This window comes from Minwuia sp. IMCC3009, from assembly GCF_029909415.1.
Taxonomy (GTDB): Bacteria; Pseudomonadota; Alphaproteobacteria; order Minwuiales; family Minwuiaceae; genus Minwuia.
In genome coordinates, this window is sequence record NZ_CP123781.1 from 1102816 (window position 1) to 1118287 (window position 15472).

Below are 15472 nucleotides of genomic sequence, written 5' to 3' on the forward strand. Positions count from 1 at the left end.
GCTATCCGGCGATCTGGCCGGACTCGGCGATACGCTGCGCGATCTGGTCCATGAAACCGGTCAGTTCACCGATCATGTAGGGGGCGAGTGCCACCAGCGCGATGAAGATCGCCAGGATCTTCGGCACGAAGGCGAGGGTCATTTCCTGCATCTGGGTCAGGGCCTGGAACAGGGAAACGACCAGGCCGACGCCCAGGGCGATCAGCATGACGGGGGCGGCGGTCTTCAGCAGCACCCAGATGGCGCTGCGTCCGATGTCGACGACTTCGACGGGGCTCATGTCAGTCCCCCGTCAGATCGGCATGCGGATGATCTGCTGGTAGGCGTCGACGACCCGGTCGCGGACGGCCACCACGGTCTGCAATGCGATCTCCGCATTGTTCACCGCGACGACGACATCAGTCAGACCGGCCTTGTCGACGTTCGACGACATGGCAACCTGCTCGGACTTCTCCAGCGATCCGACGGCGCTCTCTGCCGCCTCGCGCACCATGTCGGCAAAGCTGCCGCCCTGGGCGCCACTGACCATACCGGTGTCCGAACCGCTCGGGTCCGCATCTCCGCCTCGGCTCAGGGCCTTGCCATAGGCCATGGCCGCGTTCTGCAGCGTGACATCCATACTGGAAGCTCCTTGAAGGGGGTGCGATTTGGGGTCTCAGTGAGAGTTCAGCTTCAGCGCAGCAGATCGACCGTGCGCGACATCATGGCCTTGGCATTCTCGATGACGGTGACATTGGCCTCGTAGGAACGCTGGGCCTCCTTCATGTCCACCATCTCGATCAGCGGATTGACGTTCGGCAGCTTGACGTAGCCGCTGGCGTCCGCGCCGGGGTTGCCCGGATCATAGTTCTTCTCGAACGGCTTCTGGTCGGTGCTGATCTTGTCGATCTCCACCGTCGGCGCGCCCGACGCATGCATGGTCTGCTGGAACGTCATGATCTTGCGGCGATAGGGATCAGCGCCCGGCGTCATGGAGGTCGAGTGCGCGTTGGCGATGTTTTCCGCAATGATCCGCATCCGGGCGCTCTGGGAGCGCATGCCGGAGGCGGAGGTGATCATCGTCTTTTCGAGGTCCATCAGACTCTCCCGGTTTCAGCCACTGAGCGATCAGCCGCCGCGACCGCCAATGGCGGTCTTCATCATCTGCATGTGCTTGCGATAGAGCGACACGGCCAGGTCGTAGGACATGCGCGTGTCGCTGACTTTCAGGATTTCTTCCTCCAGCACCACGGAGTTCGCCGATGGTGTCGATTCGTAGTTCTCGCCCTTCGCCCTGGCATAGGCATCATCGGCCTCACCCGGCGGGGCGATGTGGCCCGCGTTCGTCTTGGTGGTCCGCATGGTCGCCTGCGGCTTGTGCACCAGTTCCTCGAACGTCAGCGGCTTCAGGTCCTTGGCGCTGTAACCCGGCGTATCCGCATTGGCGATGTTCTGGGCCAGTACCTTCTGCCGCGCGCCGAGCCAGTCCATCTGGCGCGTCAGGGCGGCGAATACCGGTATGTCCTTCATCAGCATCGGGCGGTTTCCACGAGGGGTTCAGGGGCAGCGGGTTCATTGATCCGGCCAAGAATGAACGGAGAAGATTAATGAAAGGTAATGATCGGTCCCGACAGCCTGACGGTCTGCACCATCGCGCCCCGGCGTTATCGGATCGTTAACCAAACACCTTCAAACATTGCGCCTGCGGGAGAGAAATTCCCGCCCCCATCCCGTTCGCTCCGGCACCGCGATGCGCGGCCCCGGGCGGCAAAGGCAGAAGGCCCCGCAGGTTTGGACATACTGGATTACATGAGATTTCTCGGTGCGCTGGTGCTGATCATCGGCATGATCGCCGGTGCCGCCTGGCTGGCCCGTCGCTATGGCCTGGCACCCAAGGTCACCGGCGGCAACGGCCGTATCGGCATCGTCGCGGTGCAGAGCCTGGATACCCGGCGCAAGCTGGTTCTGGTGCGCCGTGATGACCGTGAACACCTGCTGGTGGTCGGTCCCACAGGCGAGTCGGTCATCGAGACCGGCATCACGCCCCCCGCCGGCACGGGGGCGCAATCGTGAGGCACCTGCTCCTGCTGATCGCGGCATGCCTGCTGCTGACGGCGACCCCGACCTTCGCACAGGACGTGTCCATCGACCTCGGCGAAGGCGGCAGCTTCACCGGGCGGGTGCTGCAGCTTGTCCTGATGCTGACGGTGCTGAGCCTGGCCCCGGCCATCCTGGTTGTCGTCACATCGTTCACCCGTATCGTCATCGTGCTGTCGCTGCTGCGTTCCGCCATGGGTGTGCAGACCACGCCGCCGAACGTGGTGATCATCAGCCTCGCCCTGTTCCTGACCGCCTTCATCATGGCGCCCACGTTCGAGGCCGCCTGGAACGACGGCATCCAGCCCCTGCTGAACGAGGAAGTGGACGAGCGCGAGGGCCTGACCCGCGCCATCGCCCCGATCCGCACCTTCATGCTGGCCCATGTGCGCGAGAAGGACCTGGCACTGTTCATCGATATCGGGCGCATCGACACGGAGGGGCTGACGCCGGAGAACACGCCGATCCAGGCGCTGGTCCCGGCCTTCATGATCTCGGAGCTGAAACGCGCCTTCGAGATCGGGTTCCTGCTGTTCATCCCGTTCCTGGTCATCGACATGGTCGTGGCCAGCGTGCTGATGTCGATGGGCATGATGATGCTGCCCCCGATCATCATCTCGCTGCCGTTCAAGCTGATCTTCTTCGTCATCGTCGACGGCTGGAACCTGGTCGCGGAGAGCCTGGTCAGAAGCTTTGTCGGAGGCGGTGGGAGTTAGCGCTTCCCACTGTTCGATATTGCGGCACCCTTTCACTCGCCACCCGGCCACCCACGGGGATGTCACCAAAGGGTTGCGGGGTGAGCCGATGCGCTTCTGTCAGTTGAACGAATGATCGAGTGCCCGGGATCCGGCAGTTCGAACCAGTACCTGCGATCCTGTCCGAGAACTTTGCGTATGGCAGCAATGCGGACAGGACGGCCGCTTTGGATCGCCGCATATGGAGCCTGCGACCGGTCACGTACGGCCGAATTGTGCGAACACCTGCCAGTCGGAACTGCGGGATCATGGCCAGAACATCGAGCGCCCGGAAAAGGTCAATACGGCGCTACCTGTCCTTGGCCGCATCATGTACTGTCTCGTCGACTGGGTACTGACCCGCAAACGCAATCTCGGGCGCCCTCGGAAAGGGGGCGACGTGTCGGATATCAATCAATGGTTGTCCGGGCTCGGCCTGGAAAGATTTGCGTCGGTGTTTGCAGAGGCCGAGATCGATCTTGAAACCCTGCCTGATCTGGCAGAGGCCGATCTGGTGGAACTTGGGCTGCCGCTTGGTCCGCGCCGAAGAATCTGGGGGGCGATTCAGCGTTCGGCCGGTTCTGAAGAACCGCCGGTTGGAGCCGAGAATGCTGTTGCATCAAGCGGCGTCCAGAACCCTGTCACCGCAGCAGTTTCCTCAGACGCCGAGCGTCGGCATCTGACGGTGATGTTCGTCGATCTGGTCGGTTCGACCGAGATGGCGGGACGCATTGATGCCGAGGACATGCGCAATGTCATCACCAGCTACCAGAACACGGTCGCCGGTGTCGTGAGCCGCTACGAGGGCTTCGTGGCCAAGTTCATGGGCGACGGTGTGCTGTGCTATTTCGGCTGGCCGCGTGCCAATGAGGATGACGCGGAACGCGCGGTTCGTGCCGGACTTTCGATCATCGACAGCGTGAAGAACACAAGAGAGTCCGACGGCACACCGCTGGCAACGCGCGTGGGTATCGCCACCGGCGTGGTGATCGTGGGCGACCTGATCGGCAGTGGGGCAACGCAGGAAGCCGCGGTCGTTGGCGAGACGCCCAACCTGGCAGCGCGCCTGCAGGGTTTCGCCGAACCGAATCAGTTGGTCCTGCCCGATGAGACCCGCCGCCTGCTCGGCGGCGCCTACCAGGTTCGATCGCTGGGCGGACAGGAACTCAAGGGCATTGGTGCGCCGGTCGAGGTCTTCGTGGTCATTGGCGAGGTGTCGCAGGAAAGCCGCTTTGCCGCGCGCCAGACCGGAACGCTGACGCCCATTGTCGGGCGGGAGCGGGAGATCGAACTGATCCTCGAGCGCTGGGCCATGGCCCGTGCACGCAAGGGACAGATGGTGATCGTCAGCGGCGAGGCGGGCATCGGCAAGTCACGCATCACCCGGGCTGTGATCGATGCAGTTGCGCAGGATGAACATGTGCGCATGACCTATCAATGCTCGCCCTATCACGCCGACAGCGCGTTTTATCCGGTCACGCAGCAGATGGCGCTTGCCGCAGGCTTCGCACATTCCGACAGTTCGGAAACGCGGCTGGACAAGCTCGAAAGCCTGCTGGGCAAGGACCGCGCCACGCTGAGACTGATTGCACCGCTGATGGGCCTCGACGGCGCTGTGCGATACGGCGCACCGGACCTCACTCCTGCCCAGCAGCGTGCACAAATCATGCTGGCCCTGGGCAGGCTGCTGGTGCGCCAGGCGACCAAAAAGCCTGTCCTGCTGGTCTATGAGGATCTGCACTGGATAGACCCGACATCGCTGGAACTTCTCGAAACCCTGTTGGATGAGATCGCTGAAGCGCCCATCATGATACTGGCGACAGCGCGCCCCACCTTCGAATATGGCTTTGGCGGCAACCCGATTGTCACTCGTCTTGCACTCAATCGCCTGGGCAAGGACCAGATCGGCGTCATTGCCGCGAAATTGACTGGTGGCAGGGCGCTGCCTGACGAGATCATGGCGATCATCGCCCAGCGCACTGACGGTGTGCCCCTGTTCGTCGAGGAACTGACCAAGACGATCCTGGAATCCGGCGCTGTGATGCAGGACGGCGACCGTTTCGTACTGAACGGCCCGTTGAGCACGATCGCCATTCCCACCACGCTGCATGACAGTCTCATGGCGCGTCTGGACCGGTTGCAGCCGATCAAGGAAGTGGCGCAGACAGCTGCCTGCATCGGGCGCGGGTTCAGCCATGGTTTGCTGGCAAGAATTGCCCGTTTGCCGGAACCCGAACTCGCGACCGCACTCGACGGTCTGATCAGCGCCGAACTGGTCTACAGGCGCGGCCTGCCGCCGGAGGCGACCTACTTGTTCAAGCATGCGCTGGTGCGCGACGCGGCCTATGAAAGCCTGCTGAAGGGCAAGCGCCGGGCGATCCATGTGCGCATTCTGGCGGCTCTGGAGGCGGACCCCGACATCGCCCACGAAGTTCTTGCCGTCCATGCCGAAGCGGCGGGCCTGACCGACCGCGCCATCGACCTGTGGGAAGCGGCCAGCAAGGTTGCACTCGGTCGGCCAGCCTTTGACGAGGCCCTCTCGCATCTTGGTCATGCGATCAAGCTGATCACGCCGCAGCTCGATACCGGCGACAGCTTCGTCTTAAACCGCGCCCTGTCCCTGCAGGTGCCGCTCGGCATGGCGCTGTTGACGCGCAGGGGCTATGGCGCTGACGAAACCGTAGCTGCGTTCAAGCAGGCATTGGCTTTCGCGGACAGGGTGGGCGAGACGCCGATGCGTTACTCCATCCTCTATGGCTTGTGGGTGGCTACCGGGATCAGAGGGCAGCACGCGGAGGCGTTGAGAACGGCCGAGGCACTTGTGGATCTGGCGGGCCGATCATCAGATTCCTCATCTGTTGTGGTTGCTCATCGGGTCGCAGGCAGTTCGCACTGGTTCATGGGCAACACTGCCGTTGCCGAGCATCATCTGGAAATCGCGCTGAGCCATTTCGATCCGCTCAAGCATGCGGGGCTTGCCGACCGGTACGGGCAGGATATCGGGGTGTCACTGCATGTCTTTCTGGCTTGCGTCGCAATGACGCTTGGCAAGACATCGCGTGCATTGGCACACGCCGCCGAGGCTGAACGCCTTGCCCAATCAACAGGACATGTTCAGACGATATGCTATGCCGCTGTAATACTGAGTTTATGTTACCTTGCTGTCGGTGACGACGCAAAAGCCCAGCGTTCAATGAAGACAATCGAACCAATCGCACAAGAGCATGATTTGCTGCTCTGGATTGCATATATTGCTTCGTTCAGCCAGGTCATAGCCGCGAGACGGGGGGACAAGAACAGCATCGAGCGGTTCAAGTCTGCGGACCAGAAGGTTATCGACCACAACTGCACTTTCTTCGGTTCCCAGCTACGCATTAGTGTTGGATGGTCTGCCTTGGAGATGGGACTTGGCGACGAAGCCGCCGAGTTGGCTTCCATGGCGGAGGGTCTGATCGAGAAGACAGGCGAAACCTACGCACTGTCTGACCTTCATCGACTACAGGCGGCGATAGTCAAGGCCGATGGAGACAATGTAGCTTCACAAAGATACCTGGAAATTGCCCTCGATGTGGCCCGGCAGCAGAGCGCCAGGTTGTGGGAATTGCGTGCTGCGATTGATCTTGCCCGACTATGGCAGGCAAAGGGCAGGATCAAGGAAGCCGTTTCCCTTCTCCGGCCCGTTCACGAAAGCATCGCAGAGGGTGACTGTCCGGAGGACCAGGCAAAAGCGCGCGCGTTGCTCGCGGAACTTGGGGCAAATGTTGCCGTGCGCCTCTGATCTTGGTTCAGGCACGCTGTTGGCGGCCCTTCAAATCGCGGAATGACGAATGCACGCAGAACCTGTGCACCCGATCCGGGTGGAACTGTCGCTTCCGCAAATTCGCCTGGGGTCCCGGTTGGGCGGCGCTGATCGTTCGCAGAAGGTTCCTGTCAGCCCGCCCCGGCCACCCGGATATCTGCCTCGTGGTGGACAGGGAAGTTCACCGAACTGGCGATGAAACACACCTTGCTGGCGGTGCCGTGCAGGCGCAGCGCATGGTCCACCTTGTCCGCCTGGGCGATGGTGACGACCGGGCGCAGCGTGGCCTCCGTGAAGGCACCGCCGCCCTTGCCGTTCTCCACCATCGTGGCCGTGGCCCGGTCGGTATAGTCCAGCACCGTGATGCGGGCGCGGGCGCAGCAGGCGAGATAGCTGAGCATGTGACAGCTCGACAGGGCGCCGAGCAGCATGTCCTCGGGGTTCCAATGTTCCGGCAGGCCCAGGAAGGCGGGGTCGGAACTGGTGGTCAGGGTAGGCTTGCCCGGCGCGGCAAGCTGGTGGGTCCGGTCATAGGATTCGTAATCCGCGAACCCGGCTGCCGCGCCGGTCCATGTCAGGTCGGTCTGATAGGTATGATGTCCAGTGTCGGACATGCCGGATCAGCTCCTCCAGAAGGGCTTTTCAGCTTCCTGGTTCGCCGACATGCGGTCAATGCCCATGTCGCGCAGGATGCGGTCATCCATCTCGGCCAGGTTCTGACGCTCCACCATGCGCTTCTCCCACACATTCAGCAGGGATGCGATGCGCAGCACCGGGCCCAGAATGGCGGTCAGAGGGCGGTAGGACAGGGTCGGCTGTCCATACCGGACGGTTGTGTAGGTCCGGCTCATGGTTTCTCTCCTTGGGTACGAGTGTGTCCGGCGGCTTGCCGCGACACCTGCTCATCTAGAACCGGGGTCGGGTACTTACAAACGATGCTTTCTCAGCTAGTCTGTTAGAAAATCTCATATGCGAGAATCGCCATGGCCCGCCGTTTACCGCCTCTTAACGCTCTTCGCGCCTTCGAAGCCGCCGCCCGTCATTTAAGTTTCACAAGGGCAGCGTCGGAGCTGAACGTGACCCCGGCGGCGATCAGCCATCAGGTCAAGGGGTTGGAGGACTGGTTCGGTGCCAAGCTGTTCCAGCGCCGCAACCGCGAGATCCTGATGACGGAGGCCGGGCAACTGCTGCTGCCCGGCGTGCGCGATGGCATGGACCAGCTCGAAACCGCCGTGCAGCGCATCACGGTGCAGGGCGACGATACGGAGCTGCGCGTCACATGCATGCCGTCATTTGCTTCGAAGTGGCTGGTGCCGCGGCTGGGGTCCTTCCGGGCGCGGCACCCGGAGATCGACGTGCTGCTGTCCACATCGGAAGGAATCGTCGATCTGGAGGTTGAGCCGTTCGACCTCGGCATCCGTTCCGGGCGGGGCAACTATCCCGGCCTGACAGTGCACAGGCTGTTCGACGACGCGGTCTTTCCGGTCTGCAGCCCGGCCCTGCTGGAGGGGCCGAACCCCTTGCGCTGTCCGGATGATCTGAAGAACCACACGCTGCTGCATGACGACTATCCCGTCGGCTGGCAGGAATGGCTGACGGCTGCAGGGGTGGAGGGCGCGGACCCCCGGCGCGGACCGATGTTCGACAATTCCGCGATGCTGTTGCAGGCCGCCGCTGATGGGCTGGGGGTGGCGCTGGCGCGGCATGTCCTGGCCTACGCCGATATCGTTGCGGGGCGTCTGGTGGCACCGTTCCCGATCACCCTGACATCGGACATGGCCTATTACCTGGTGCATCTGCCCCGCACCGCCGACCGCCCGATGATCCGCGCCTTCCGTGAATGGCTGTTCGAGGAGGCCTACACCTACCGCGCGGAGCAGGACCGGGGATAATGCAGTGTCGAGGCGGCGCTGAGGATGCAGGCTGACAGGCGGGGCGCGGCTTCCCTATAGTCGGCGGTATCAATGTCACCCGGCGACAGATCGGGGACGGGGAGGTAACTGTCATGCGCCGATCTTCGGTTCCCATATGGATCATGCTGGCGCTGCTGGTCCTGCCAGTGGCACTGGCTCCTGCACAGTCTCTGGCTCAGGCAGCGGAGCGGACCTTGCGTCTCGGCGTGCTGGGTTTCGGCACCGTTGCGTGGGAGCTGGAGACCATCCGCAGCCACGGCCTGGCGGAGGCGGAAGGTCTGGACCTGCAGGTGCGGGAGTTTGCCGGCAAGCAGGCGGCGGCCATCGCGTTTCAGGGCGGTGAGGTCGATGCCATCGTCACCGACATCGTCTGGGTGGCCCGCCAGCGCGCGTCCGGCCGGATGCTGCGTTTCGCGCCCTTCTCCAACACCGTCGGCGCGCTCATGGTGCCTGCGGGTTCTTCGCTGCAGGACATTGCCGACCTGAAGGGTGTGAAGATTGGTGTCGCCGGTGGCCCGCTGGACAAGTCGTGGCTGCTGCTGCGCTCCCTGGTGAAGCAGCGCCATGGCTTTGACCCTGCCGATGCCGCCAGCCCGGTCTATGGCGCGCCACCCCTGCTGCAACAGCAGTTCATGAAGGGGCAACTGGATGCCCTGATCACGTTCTGGCATTTCGCGGCCCGGCTGGAGGCCGCGGGCCATCGCAGGCTGGCGGACATGGACGACATGGTTGTCGGGCTTGGTGGTTCCGCCGGCACGTCGCTTGTCGGCTACGTGTTTCGGGAAGACACGGACGGGTCGAGAGCGGAGGCGGAAGCCGCCTTCCTGCGTGCCTCCCGCGCCGCGAAGAACGTCCTGTCGAATGATGATGCGGCATGGCTGCCCCTGCGCCCCCTGATGCGCGCAAGCGACGATGCGGTCTTCGAGACCCTGAAAGCCCGGTTCCGGGCCGGAATACCTGCGGGGTTCGGTGATGCGGAGATCAATGCAGCCCGCACCTTGTACGACCTGCTCGCCGGGGCAGGGGGCACGCAGCTTGTCGGGCAGGCGACGACACTGGATGCCGCCGCCTTCCACCCGGCCGCGCGTTTCTGAGCGCCAGGCCCCGCATGCCACGTCCGCCGTCAAAGGGACGCCTTGTCTGGATCCTCTCGCTCGGCAGCCTGCTGGCCCTCTGGGTCGTCGCTGCCGCGCTGACGGACCCGCTGACCCTGCCGGGGCCGGTGCAGGTGTTCGACGTGATGGCGCGGGAGGCGGCGAGCGGGGAACTGTTCCGGCAACTGGGGGTCACGCTCTATCGCGTGCTGCTGTCCTTCGTGCTGGCCATGTCGCTGGGCATCATGATCGGGCTGTGGATGGGGCTGAACCGCTCGGCGGACCGGTTCCTGGACCTCTGGCTGGTGTTCTTCCTGAACCTGCCTGCGCTGGTTGTCATGATCCTGGCCTATGTCTGGCTGGGCCTGACGGAGGTGGCGGCAATCCTGGCCGTGACCGTGAACAAGGTGCCGAATGTCGTCGTGACGGTTCGCGAAGGCGCGCGGGCGCTGGACCCGAAACTGGCGGAGATGGCGCGGGTGTTCCGTTTCACGCGCGGGCAGACGCTGCGACACGTCATCCTGCCGCAGATGGCACCATTCCTGGCCGCCGCTGCCCGGTCCGGGATCGCACTGATCTGGAAGATCGTGCTGGTGGTCGAACTGCTCGGCCGGGGCTCCGGCGTCGGCTTCAAGCTGCACCTGCATTTCCAGTTGTTCGAGATCGACGCGATCCTGGCCTATGCGCTGGCGTTCATCGCGGTGATGCAGATCGTCGAATGGGGCATCCTGCGACCGCTGGAACGGCGCGCCAACCGGTGGCGGCACGCATGAGCGCCCTCGACATCCATATCCGCGCCAAGCGTTTTGGTGATGCAGTGGTGTTGAGGGATCTGGACCTGCGGGTCGCGGACGGGGAGGTCGTGGCCATCACCGGTCGGTCCGGCGTCGGCAAGACCACCCTGCTCAACATCATCGCCGGTCTGGACCTTGCCTTCGAGGGGGAGGTTTCACCGGCCCCCGCTGACAGCCGGGTCGGCTATGTGTTTCAGGAACCACGCCTGCTGCCCTGGCGGACGGTCAGCGAGAACCTGTGTCTGGCCTGCGGCATCACGCCTGCGCAGGCGCAGCAGTGGCTGGCTGATGTCGGGCTGGCGCGGGAGGGGGTGAAGGTCCCCGGTCAACTCTCCCTGGGCATGCAGCGTCGGGTGGCCGTTGCCCGGGCGCTTGCGATCCGTCCCGCGGTGCTGCTGCTGGACGAACCGTTCGCGTCGCTGGATGCGGAGACCGCCACGGAGATGCGTGCCCTGTTGCAACGCCTGCTGGCGGCGCACCCGACCACGACACTGCTGGTGACGCATGATGCGGCGGAGGCCGCGGAACTGGCGCATCGGAATGTCGTTCTCGACAGGGGCGATGCATCCCGCTCCACGGCGTAGGACCGTCAGCCGGTGGCACCAAGACAAGTGGTCAGTTGGGTCACCAACCGGTCCATCATGCCGAAATAGTTGTCCGTTGCGGCGGGCGACGTTGTCCCGACGGGATCCACCACACCAACGTGTACATGGTTGTCACTGGCCAGCGCCTCGACGATGTCGCTGTTGAACTGGGGCTCCGCCAGTACGCAGTGAATGTTCTGTTCGGTAATGCGGGACCGGATCAGGCTGATCTGGCGTGCACCGGGAGAGACCTCCGGGTTGATCGCGATGGAACCGGCGGCGGTCACGCCGAACCGGTTCTCGAAGTACTGATAGGCGTCATGAAAAACGATGAACGGTCTGTCGGTGACAGACGCCACCCGCTCGGCGGTGCTTGACTCCAGCTCGTTCAGGCGCCGGATGGTCCGCGTGGCATTTTCCCTGTAGATGCTGGCATTTGTCGGGTCGGCTTCACCCAGAACGTCCGCGACATGGCGAACGATGGCGATCGCGTTCTGCGGGTCCAGCCAGACATGCTGGTCTGTGTCTCCCTCATGGCCGTCGTGGTCGGCATGCTTCTCGTGGTCATCATGGCCGTCGTGGTCGGCATGCTTCTCGTGGTCATCATGGCCGTCGTGGTCGGCGTGCTTCTCGTGGTCATCATGGCCGTCGTGGTCGGCGTGCTTCGCGTGGTCATCGTGCCCGTCGTGGTCGGCATGCTTCGCGTGGTCATCATGGCCGTCGTGGTCGGCGTGCTTCTCGTGATCATCATGGCCGTCGTGGTCGGCATGTTTCTCGTGATCATCGTGCCCGTCGTGATCGGCATGCTCTCCGTGATCATGGTGATGTGGTTCGAAAGCTTCATTGTCCCTGACGGGCAGCAGGCGCATGCCAGGGGCCTCGATCAGTTCGACGACTCTCGCCTTCTTCGAGAGATTGGCGAGGGGGCGGTTCAGAAAGGCCTCAAGGGAGGGCCCGACGCGAAAGATCACGTCCGCGCGGGACAGGGCCAGCGCGTCGGAGGGCCGGAGTGCATACCCATGCGGTGACGCCCCCGGCGGCAGGATCAGGTCCGGCTCCGCCACACCCTCCATGACCGCAGCGACCAGTCCATGGATCGGGACGATGGAGGCGCTGACGCGGATACGCGCCTCCGCCATCGCCGATCCGGCAGTGAGTGTCAGGGCCAGAACGGCAGGCAAGAGGGAACGCAGCATCAGTCTTCTCCACACTTCGATGTGCGGCGAAGTTTATACATCATTCGATGAACGTCAAACTGTTCGTGTGGGCCCGTCAGGTCCCCGCGAAATCGTCTCTGAGCGTCCGTTTCAGGACCTTGCCGGTAGCGTTGCGCGGCAGGGTCTGCACAAACTCGACACGGCGCGGCACCTTGAAGGTTGCCAGATGCTCTCGGCAATAGGCCGTCAGCGCGTCAGCGGAGAGTTCCGCACCCTTCTTCAGCACGATCACGGCGCAGCCGATCTCCCCCCACTTGTCGTCTGGCAGGCCGATCACGGCGGCTTCCGCGATCTGGTCCAGGCGATAGATCACGTTCTCGACCTCCGCCGGATAGACGTTCTCGCCGCCGGAGATGTACATGTCCTTGGTGCGGTCAACGATGAAGTAGAAGCCATCCTCGTCGCAGCGCGATGCGTCACCCGTGTTCAGCCAGCCGTCCTGGATCGCGGCCTCCGTGGCCTCCGGCCGGTTCCAGTAGCCGGGGGTGATGTTGGGACCCTTGCACCAGAGTTCGCCGATCTCGCCCACCGGCAGGTCGTTGCCGTTCTCGTCCACGATCCGAACCTGGTTGTGCAGTGCGGGCTTGCCGGCCGATCCGGGACGGGTCATGGCGTCGCCTGCATCCAGCACCAGGACGGTCGGGCTCGTCTCCGTCATGCCGAAGCCCTGTGCCAGGCCAAGACCGCGTGCGGCCCATGTTTCCAGCAGGGAAACGGGAACCGGGGCACCGCCGACACCCGCGACCTGGACGCGCGAGAGGTCGGTGTCGGGGAATTCGTCGAGCTGTGCCATGAACTGATAGTTCGCCGGCACACCGAAGAAGTGGGTAACCCCGAACTCCGGGTCGCCGAGCAGCTTCAGTCCGGTTCCGGGATCGAAGGCGCGCATGATCAGCACCGTGCCGCCCGCGTGCATGACCGGATTGGTGTAGCAGTTCAGGCCGCCGGTATGGAACAGCGGCAGCACCGTCAGCTGCACCGAGTCCGGCGTGATGCGGTGGGGCAGGCCCAGGTTGACCGTGTTCCAGAAGGTCATGCCATGGGTGATCATCGCGCCCTTGGGCAGCCCCGTGGTGCCGGAGGTGTACATGATGGTCCACAGATCGTCGTGCGTCAGGTCCACCATCAGCGTCGGCTCGGTGTGGCTTGCGATCCCGCGCTCGTACGCGCTGTCGCCGCCGTCGCATGTGGTCTCGACGACATGGGGAATGCCGACCTTCTCCGCCACTGCCTGCGCCGTCTCCGCGAACTCGCTGCCGTGAACGATGACCTTCGGCGTGGAATCCGAGGTGATGAAGCTCAGTTCGGAGACCGTCAGACGCCAGTTGAGCGGGACCATGACGGCGCCGAGCTTGGCACAGGCGAACTGGACCTCGATGACATCGGTCGTGTTGGGGGCCAGCACGGCGATGCGATCACCCTTCTGCACACCGAGATCGCGCGACAGCCAGGTCGCCAGACGCCCGGTGCGGTCATTGGTTTCGATGTAGGTGAACCGGCGGTCACTCGCCAGATCAATCAGCGCCGTGTGTTCGCCGCGGAACATCGCGTGGTGCGCCAGCCAGTCGTAGACCTTGATCGTCATGGAAATTCCTCCCCTGTTGGCCGAGTCATGGCAATGGGCAGGACGAAGTGCAAGCCACTATCGGCGCAGGGGTGTGTCAGGCGAACGGCATGCTCAGTTGCCCTTGCGCGCCGGGGCTTCCCGGTTATGCCACCAGATGCGGGCGACCCGTGCCGCACCGTTGGCAAGCAGCCGGCATTCGATGATGCCGTCGCACTCGACGCGAACACCTGAATCGACCAGATCGAACTGCGCGGCCCAGCGGGCGACACCCATGTCGCCGTTGGTGGCCAGGATCCGATACATGAAGACGATGTCCGCCTGGCCCTGCAACGCCTGTTGCCAGTGCGCGCGAATGGCCTCGGCCCCCTTGACCGGCGGTCCGAAGGGGCTTTCGAACCAGGCGCCGTCGGCGTCGAACAGACCTGCGAGGTCGTCGGCGCTTTCCGCCTGCCAGGCACCGCCAAAGGCCTGCAGCCATTTGTCGAATATCTGCTGCAGGGAGGGCGCGCGTCCCCCGATCTCGAAATTGCCGCTGGTCTCGCTCATGTCCGGGTCTCGTCAGTCACTGTCCGGCATTCCCTGTACTCGGCACCGGTCCGCATCCGGGTACGGTTGCCGGTCGTCAATGGTTTGGTGACACTAGGAGACGCAAGAACCGTACCGCAAGCGCGATCTGATCGGATCCCGTCCCTGTCGCGGGGCCGGGTGACAGCGCCGCGCGGTTCAGTCGCGGCCCAGCGCGCCCATCATTTCGCGCCATTCCCGGGCCGAGAGGCCGCTGTCAGCCTGCGTTACCTGCTCCCCCGCCAGCATCCGGCGCACGATGGCGACCGCGGTACGGGACAGGTGCATACCCCCCAGCCGATACTCCTCGAACGCATCGGTGGTCAGCGGTACCCAGGCCCGCATCATCTCGATCATGGCGTCGGCGTAGACGCGAATTTCGTATTGTGCATGCGGATCTGCACGCAGGGACAGAAAATGCATCAGATTGTGCAGGTTCGTCTTCCAGTACCACTGGGTGTAGAAGTTGAGCGACAGGTTCATGCGCGCCAGTTCCCGCGCCAGTCCGCTCTTGTTCGCATCAAGCGGCTGACCGTCCGTGCCCTCGTTCAGCATCTCGGAATAGTGCTCGTACACCTGCGCGGAATCGTTGCGCAGGATGTCGAGGACCTGGGCGGCTTCCTCCCCCTCCAGCACCGCGCCGCGCCCCTGGTGGTTCGCGGTCGACTGGGACGCCAGCTGCGCCGGCTCCGGGATGTAGAACTCCCGGTCGAGGATCGAATAGCGGGCGGAATATTCGTTCACGTTGGCGGTGCGGTGGCGGATCCACTGTCGTGCCACGAAGATCGGCAGCTTGACGTGAAACTTGATCTCGCACATCTCGAACGGCGTCGTGTGGCGGTGCCGCATCAGGTAGCGGATCAGACCGGCATCCTGGCTAACCTTGCGGGTGCCGCGCCCGTATGAAACACGTGCCGCCTGCACCACGGCATTGTCGTCGCCCATGTAGTCGATGACCCGCACGAAGCCATGATCAAGCAGGGGAACGGCGGTATAGAGCTGATCTTCCAGCGCGGTGGAGACGACCCGGCGCGTGGGCTGCGTTTCCGCCCGCATCCGCTCGATATCGTCGATCTGGTCCTGTGTCAGCGGCATCTGGGCGTTCTCCGGTGGCGTGGCGCACGATGATA

General features: G+C 63.7%; 17 protein-coding genes. 7 read left to right on the plus strand and 10 right to left on the minus strand.

Annotation, left to right across the window (positions count from 1 at the left end; all coding sequences use genetic code 11):
- Nucleotide 1: 1 nt before the first annotated feature.
- Genes fliQ through flgB form a run of 4 tightly spaced genes read right to left on the minus strand, consistent with a single transcriptional unit; the run spans nucleotide 2 to nucleotide 1515 of the window.
- On the minus strand, nucleotides 2-280 hold the full coding sequence (gene fliQ, locus QGV55_RS05205; RefSeq protein WP_281017906.1) for a flagellar biosynthesis protein FliQ: 279 nt from the start codon (nucleotides 278-280) through the stop codon (nucleotides 2-4).
- Nucleotides 281-292: 12 nt separating this feature from the next.
- On the minus strand, nucleotides 293-619 hold the full coding sequence (locus tag QGV55_RS05210) for a flagellar hook-basal body complex protein FliE (RefSeq protein ID WP_281017905.1): 327 nt from the start codon (nucleotides 617-619) through the stop codon (nucleotides 293-295).
- 53 nt (nucleotides 620-672) lie between these two features.
- Nucleotides 673-1077, minus strand: a complete 405-nt coding sequence (gene flgC, locus QGV55_RS05215; RefSeq protein ID WP_281017904.1) for a flagellar basal body rod protein FlgC — start codon at nucleotides 1075-1077, stop codon at nucleotides 673-675.
- A gap of 30 nt (nucleotides 1078-1107) precedes the next feature.
- On the minus strand, nucleotides 1108-1515 hold the full coding sequence (gene flgB / locus QGV55_RS05220) for a flagellar basal body rod protein FlgB (RefSeq protein ID WP_281017903.1): 408 nt from the start codon (nucleotides 1513-1515) through the stop codon (nucleotides 1108-1110).
- A gap of 273 nt (nucleotides 1516-1788) precedes the next feature.
- On the opposite strand from flgB, the gene QGV55_RS05225 reads away from it, so the two are divergent.
- The 3 genes from QGV55_RS05225 (at nucleotide 1789) to QGV55_RS05235 (ending at nucleotide 6588) form a co-directional block, all read left to right on the plus strand.
- A complete protein-coding gene (locus tag QGV55_RS05225) occupies nucleotides 1789-2052 on the plus strand; it encodes a flagellar biosynthetic protein FliO (protein ID WP_281017902.1) in 264 nt (87 codons plus the stop codon).
- Entirely contained in the window at nucleotides 2049-2792 is a 744-nt protein-coding gene (gene fliP / locus QGV55_RS05230; protein ID WP_281017901.1) for a flagellar type III secretion system pore protein FliP, read from the plus strand. Before QGV55_RS05225 ends, fliP begins: the two co-directional genes overlap by 4 nt.
- 220 nt (nucleotides 2793-3012) lie before the next feature.
- Complete coding sequence (locus QGV55_RS05235; protein WP_281017900.1) at nucleotides 3013-6588, plus strand: adenylate/guanylate cyclase domain-containing protein; 3576 nt, start codon at nucleotides 3013-3015, stop codon at nucleotides 6586-6588.
- A 152-nt stretch (nucleotides 6589-6740) separates the two neighbouring features.
- Here QGV55_RS05235 and QGV55_RS05240 read toward each other — a convergent pair whose 3' ends face one another.
- Both QGV55_RS05240 and QGV55_RS05245 read right to left on the minus strand, forming a co-directional pair.
- A complete protein-coding gene (locus QGV55_RS05240) occupies nucleotides 6741-7223 on the minus strand; it encodes an OsmC family protein (protein WP_281017898.1) in 483 nt (160 codons plus the stop codon).
- Nucleotides 7224-7229: 6 nt separating this feature from the next.
- Nucleotides 7230-7460, minus strand: a complete 231-nt coding sequence (locus tag QGV55_RS05245) for a DUF1127 domain-containing protein (RefSeq protein WP_281017897.1) — start codon at nucleotides 7458-7460, stop codon at nucleotides 7230-7232.
- 132 nt (nucleotides 7461-7592) lie between these two features.
- On the opposite strand from QGV55_RS05245, the gene QGV55_RS05250 reads away from it, so the two are divergent.
- The 4 genes from QGV55_RS05250 (at nucleotide 7593) to QGV55_RS05265 (ending at nucleotide 10994) form a co-directional block, all read left to right on the plus strand.
- Nucleotides 7593-8501, plus strand: a complete 909-nt coding sequence (locus tag QGV55_RS05250) for a transcriptional regulator GcvA (protein WP_281017896.1) — start codon at nucleotides 7593-7595, stop codon at nucleotides 8499-8501.
- A gap of 113 nt (nucleotides 8502-8614) precedes the next feature.
- A complete protein-coding gene (locus QGV55_RS05255; RefSeq protein WP_281017895.1) occupies nucleotides 8615-9616 on the plus strand; it encodes an ABC transporter substrate-binding protein in 1002 nt (333 codons plus the stop codon).
- 14 nt (nucleotides 9617-9630) lie between these two features.
- Complete coding sequence (locus tag QGV55_RS05260) at nucleotides 9631-10389, plus strand: ABC transporter permease (protein WP_281017894.1); 759 nt, start codon at nucleotides 9631-9633, stop codon at nucleotides 10387-10389.
- On the plus strand, nucleotides 10386-10994 hold the full coding sequence (locus QGV55_RS05265; RefSeq protein WP_281017893.1) for an ABC transporter ATP-binding protein: 609 nt from the start codon (nucleotides 10386-10388) through the stop codon (nucleotides 10992-10994). Before QGV55_RS05260 ends, QGV55_RS05265 begins: the two co-directional genes overlap by 4 nt.
- Nucleotides 10995-10999: 5 nt before the next feature.
- On the opposite strand, the gene QGV55_RS05270 is transcribed toward QGV55_RS05265, so the two are convergent.
- From QGV55_RS05270 to thyX, 4 genes are all read right to left on the minus strand, one after another.
- Nucleotides 11000-12190, minus strand: a complete 1191-nt coding sequence (locus tag QGV55_RS05270) for a zinc ABC transporter substrate-binding protein (protein ID WP_281017892.1) — start codon at nucleotides 12188-12190, stop codon at nucleotides 11000-11002.
- A gap of 76 nt (nucleotides 12191-12266) precedes the next feature.
- Nucleotides 12267-13796 (minus strand): long-chain fatty acid--CoA ligase, encoded by a 1530-nt coding sequence (locus QGV55_RS05275; protein ID WP_281017891.1) that lies wholly within the window; start codon nucleotides 13794-13796, stop codon nucleotides 12267-12269.
- A gap of 93 nt (nucleotides 13797-13889) precedes the next feature.
- Nucleotides 13890-14324, minus strand: a complete 435-nt coding sequence (locus tag QGV55_RS05280; protein WP_281017890.1) for a nuclear transport factor 2 family protein — start codon at nucleotides 14322-14324, stop codon at nucleotides 13890-13892.
- Nucleotides 14325-14501: 177 nt separating this feature from the next.
- Nucleotides 14502-15437, minus strand: coding sequence for an FAD-dependent thymidylate synthase (gene thyX / locus QGV55_RS05285; RefSeq protein ID WP_281017889.1), 936 nt, complete (start codon nucleotides 15435-15437; stop codon nucleotides 14502-14504).
- Nucleotides 15438-15472: the final 35 nt, after the last annotated feature.

What these genes read in the sequence shown, in the direction of transcription:
- fliQ (WP_281017906.1), bottom strand. Translation starts at nt 280, where the DNA reads ATGAGCCCCGTCGAAGTCGTCGACATCGGACGCAGCGCCATCTGGGTG.
- QGV55_RS05210 (WP_281017905.1), bottom strand. Translation starts at nt 619, where the DNA reads ATGGATGTCACGCTGCAGAACGCGGCCATGGCCTATGGCAAGGCCCTG.
- flgC (WP_281017904.1), bottom strand. Translation starts at nt 1,077, where the DNA reads ATGGACCTCGAAAAGACGATGATCACCTCCGCCTCCGGCATGCGCTCC.
- flgB (WP_281017903.1), bottom strand. Translation starts at nt 1,515, where the DNA reads ATGCTGATGAAGGACATACCGGTATTCGCCGCCCTGACGCGCCAGATG.
- QGV55_RS05225 (WP_281017902.1), top strand. Translation starts at nt 1,789, where the DNA reads ATGAGATTTCTCGGTGCGCTGGTGCTGATCATCGGCATGATCGCCGGT.
- QGV55_RS05235 (WP_281017900.1), top strand. Translation starts at nt 3,013, where the DNA reads ATGGAGCCTGCGACCGGTCACGTACGGCCGAATTGTGCGAACACCTGC.
- QGV55_RS05240 (WP_281017898.1), bottom strand. Translation starts at nt 7,223, where the DNA reads ATGTCCGACACTGGACATCATACCTATCAGACCGACCTGACATGGACC.
- QGV55_RS05245 (WP_281017897.1), bottom strand. Translation starts at nt 7,460, where the DNA reads ATGAGCCGGACCTACACAACCGTCCGGTATGGACAGCCGACCCTGTCC.
- QGV55_RS05250 (WP_281017896.1), top strand. Translation starts at nt 7,593, where the DNA reads ATGGCCCGCCGTTTACCGCCTCTTAACGCTCTTCGCGCCTTCGAAGCC.
- QGV55_RS05255 (WP_281017895.1), top strand. Translation starts at nt 8,615, where the DNA reads ATGCGCCGATCTTCGGTTCCCATATGGATCATGCTGGCGCTGCTGGTC.
- QGV55_RS05260 (WP_281017894.1), top strand. Translation starts at nt 9,631, where the DNA reads ATGCCACGTCCGCCGTCAAAGGGACGCCTTGTCTGGATCCTCTCGCTC.
- QGV55_RS05265 (WP_281017893.1), top strand. Translation starts at nt 10,386, where the DNA reads ATGAGCGCCCTCGACATCCATATCCGCGCCAAGCGTTTTGGTGATGCA.
- QGV55_RS05270 (WP_281017892.1), bottom strand. Translation starts at nt 12,190, where the DNA reads ATGCTGCGTTCCCTCTTGCCTGCCGTTCTGGCCCTGACACTCACTGCC.
- QGV55_RS05275 (WP_281017891.1), bottom strand. Translation starts at nt 13,796, where the DNA reads ATGACGATCAAGGTCTACGACTGGCTGGCGCACCACGCGATGTTCCGC.
- QGV55_RS05280 (WP_281017890.1), bottom strand. Translation starts at nt 14,324, where the DNA reads ATGAGCGAGACCAGCGGCAATTTCGAGATCGGGGGACGCGCGCCCTCC.
- thyX (WP_281017889.1), bottom strand. Translation starts at nt 15,437, where the DNA reads ATGCCGCTGACACAGGACCAGATCGACGATATCGAGCGGATGCGGGCG.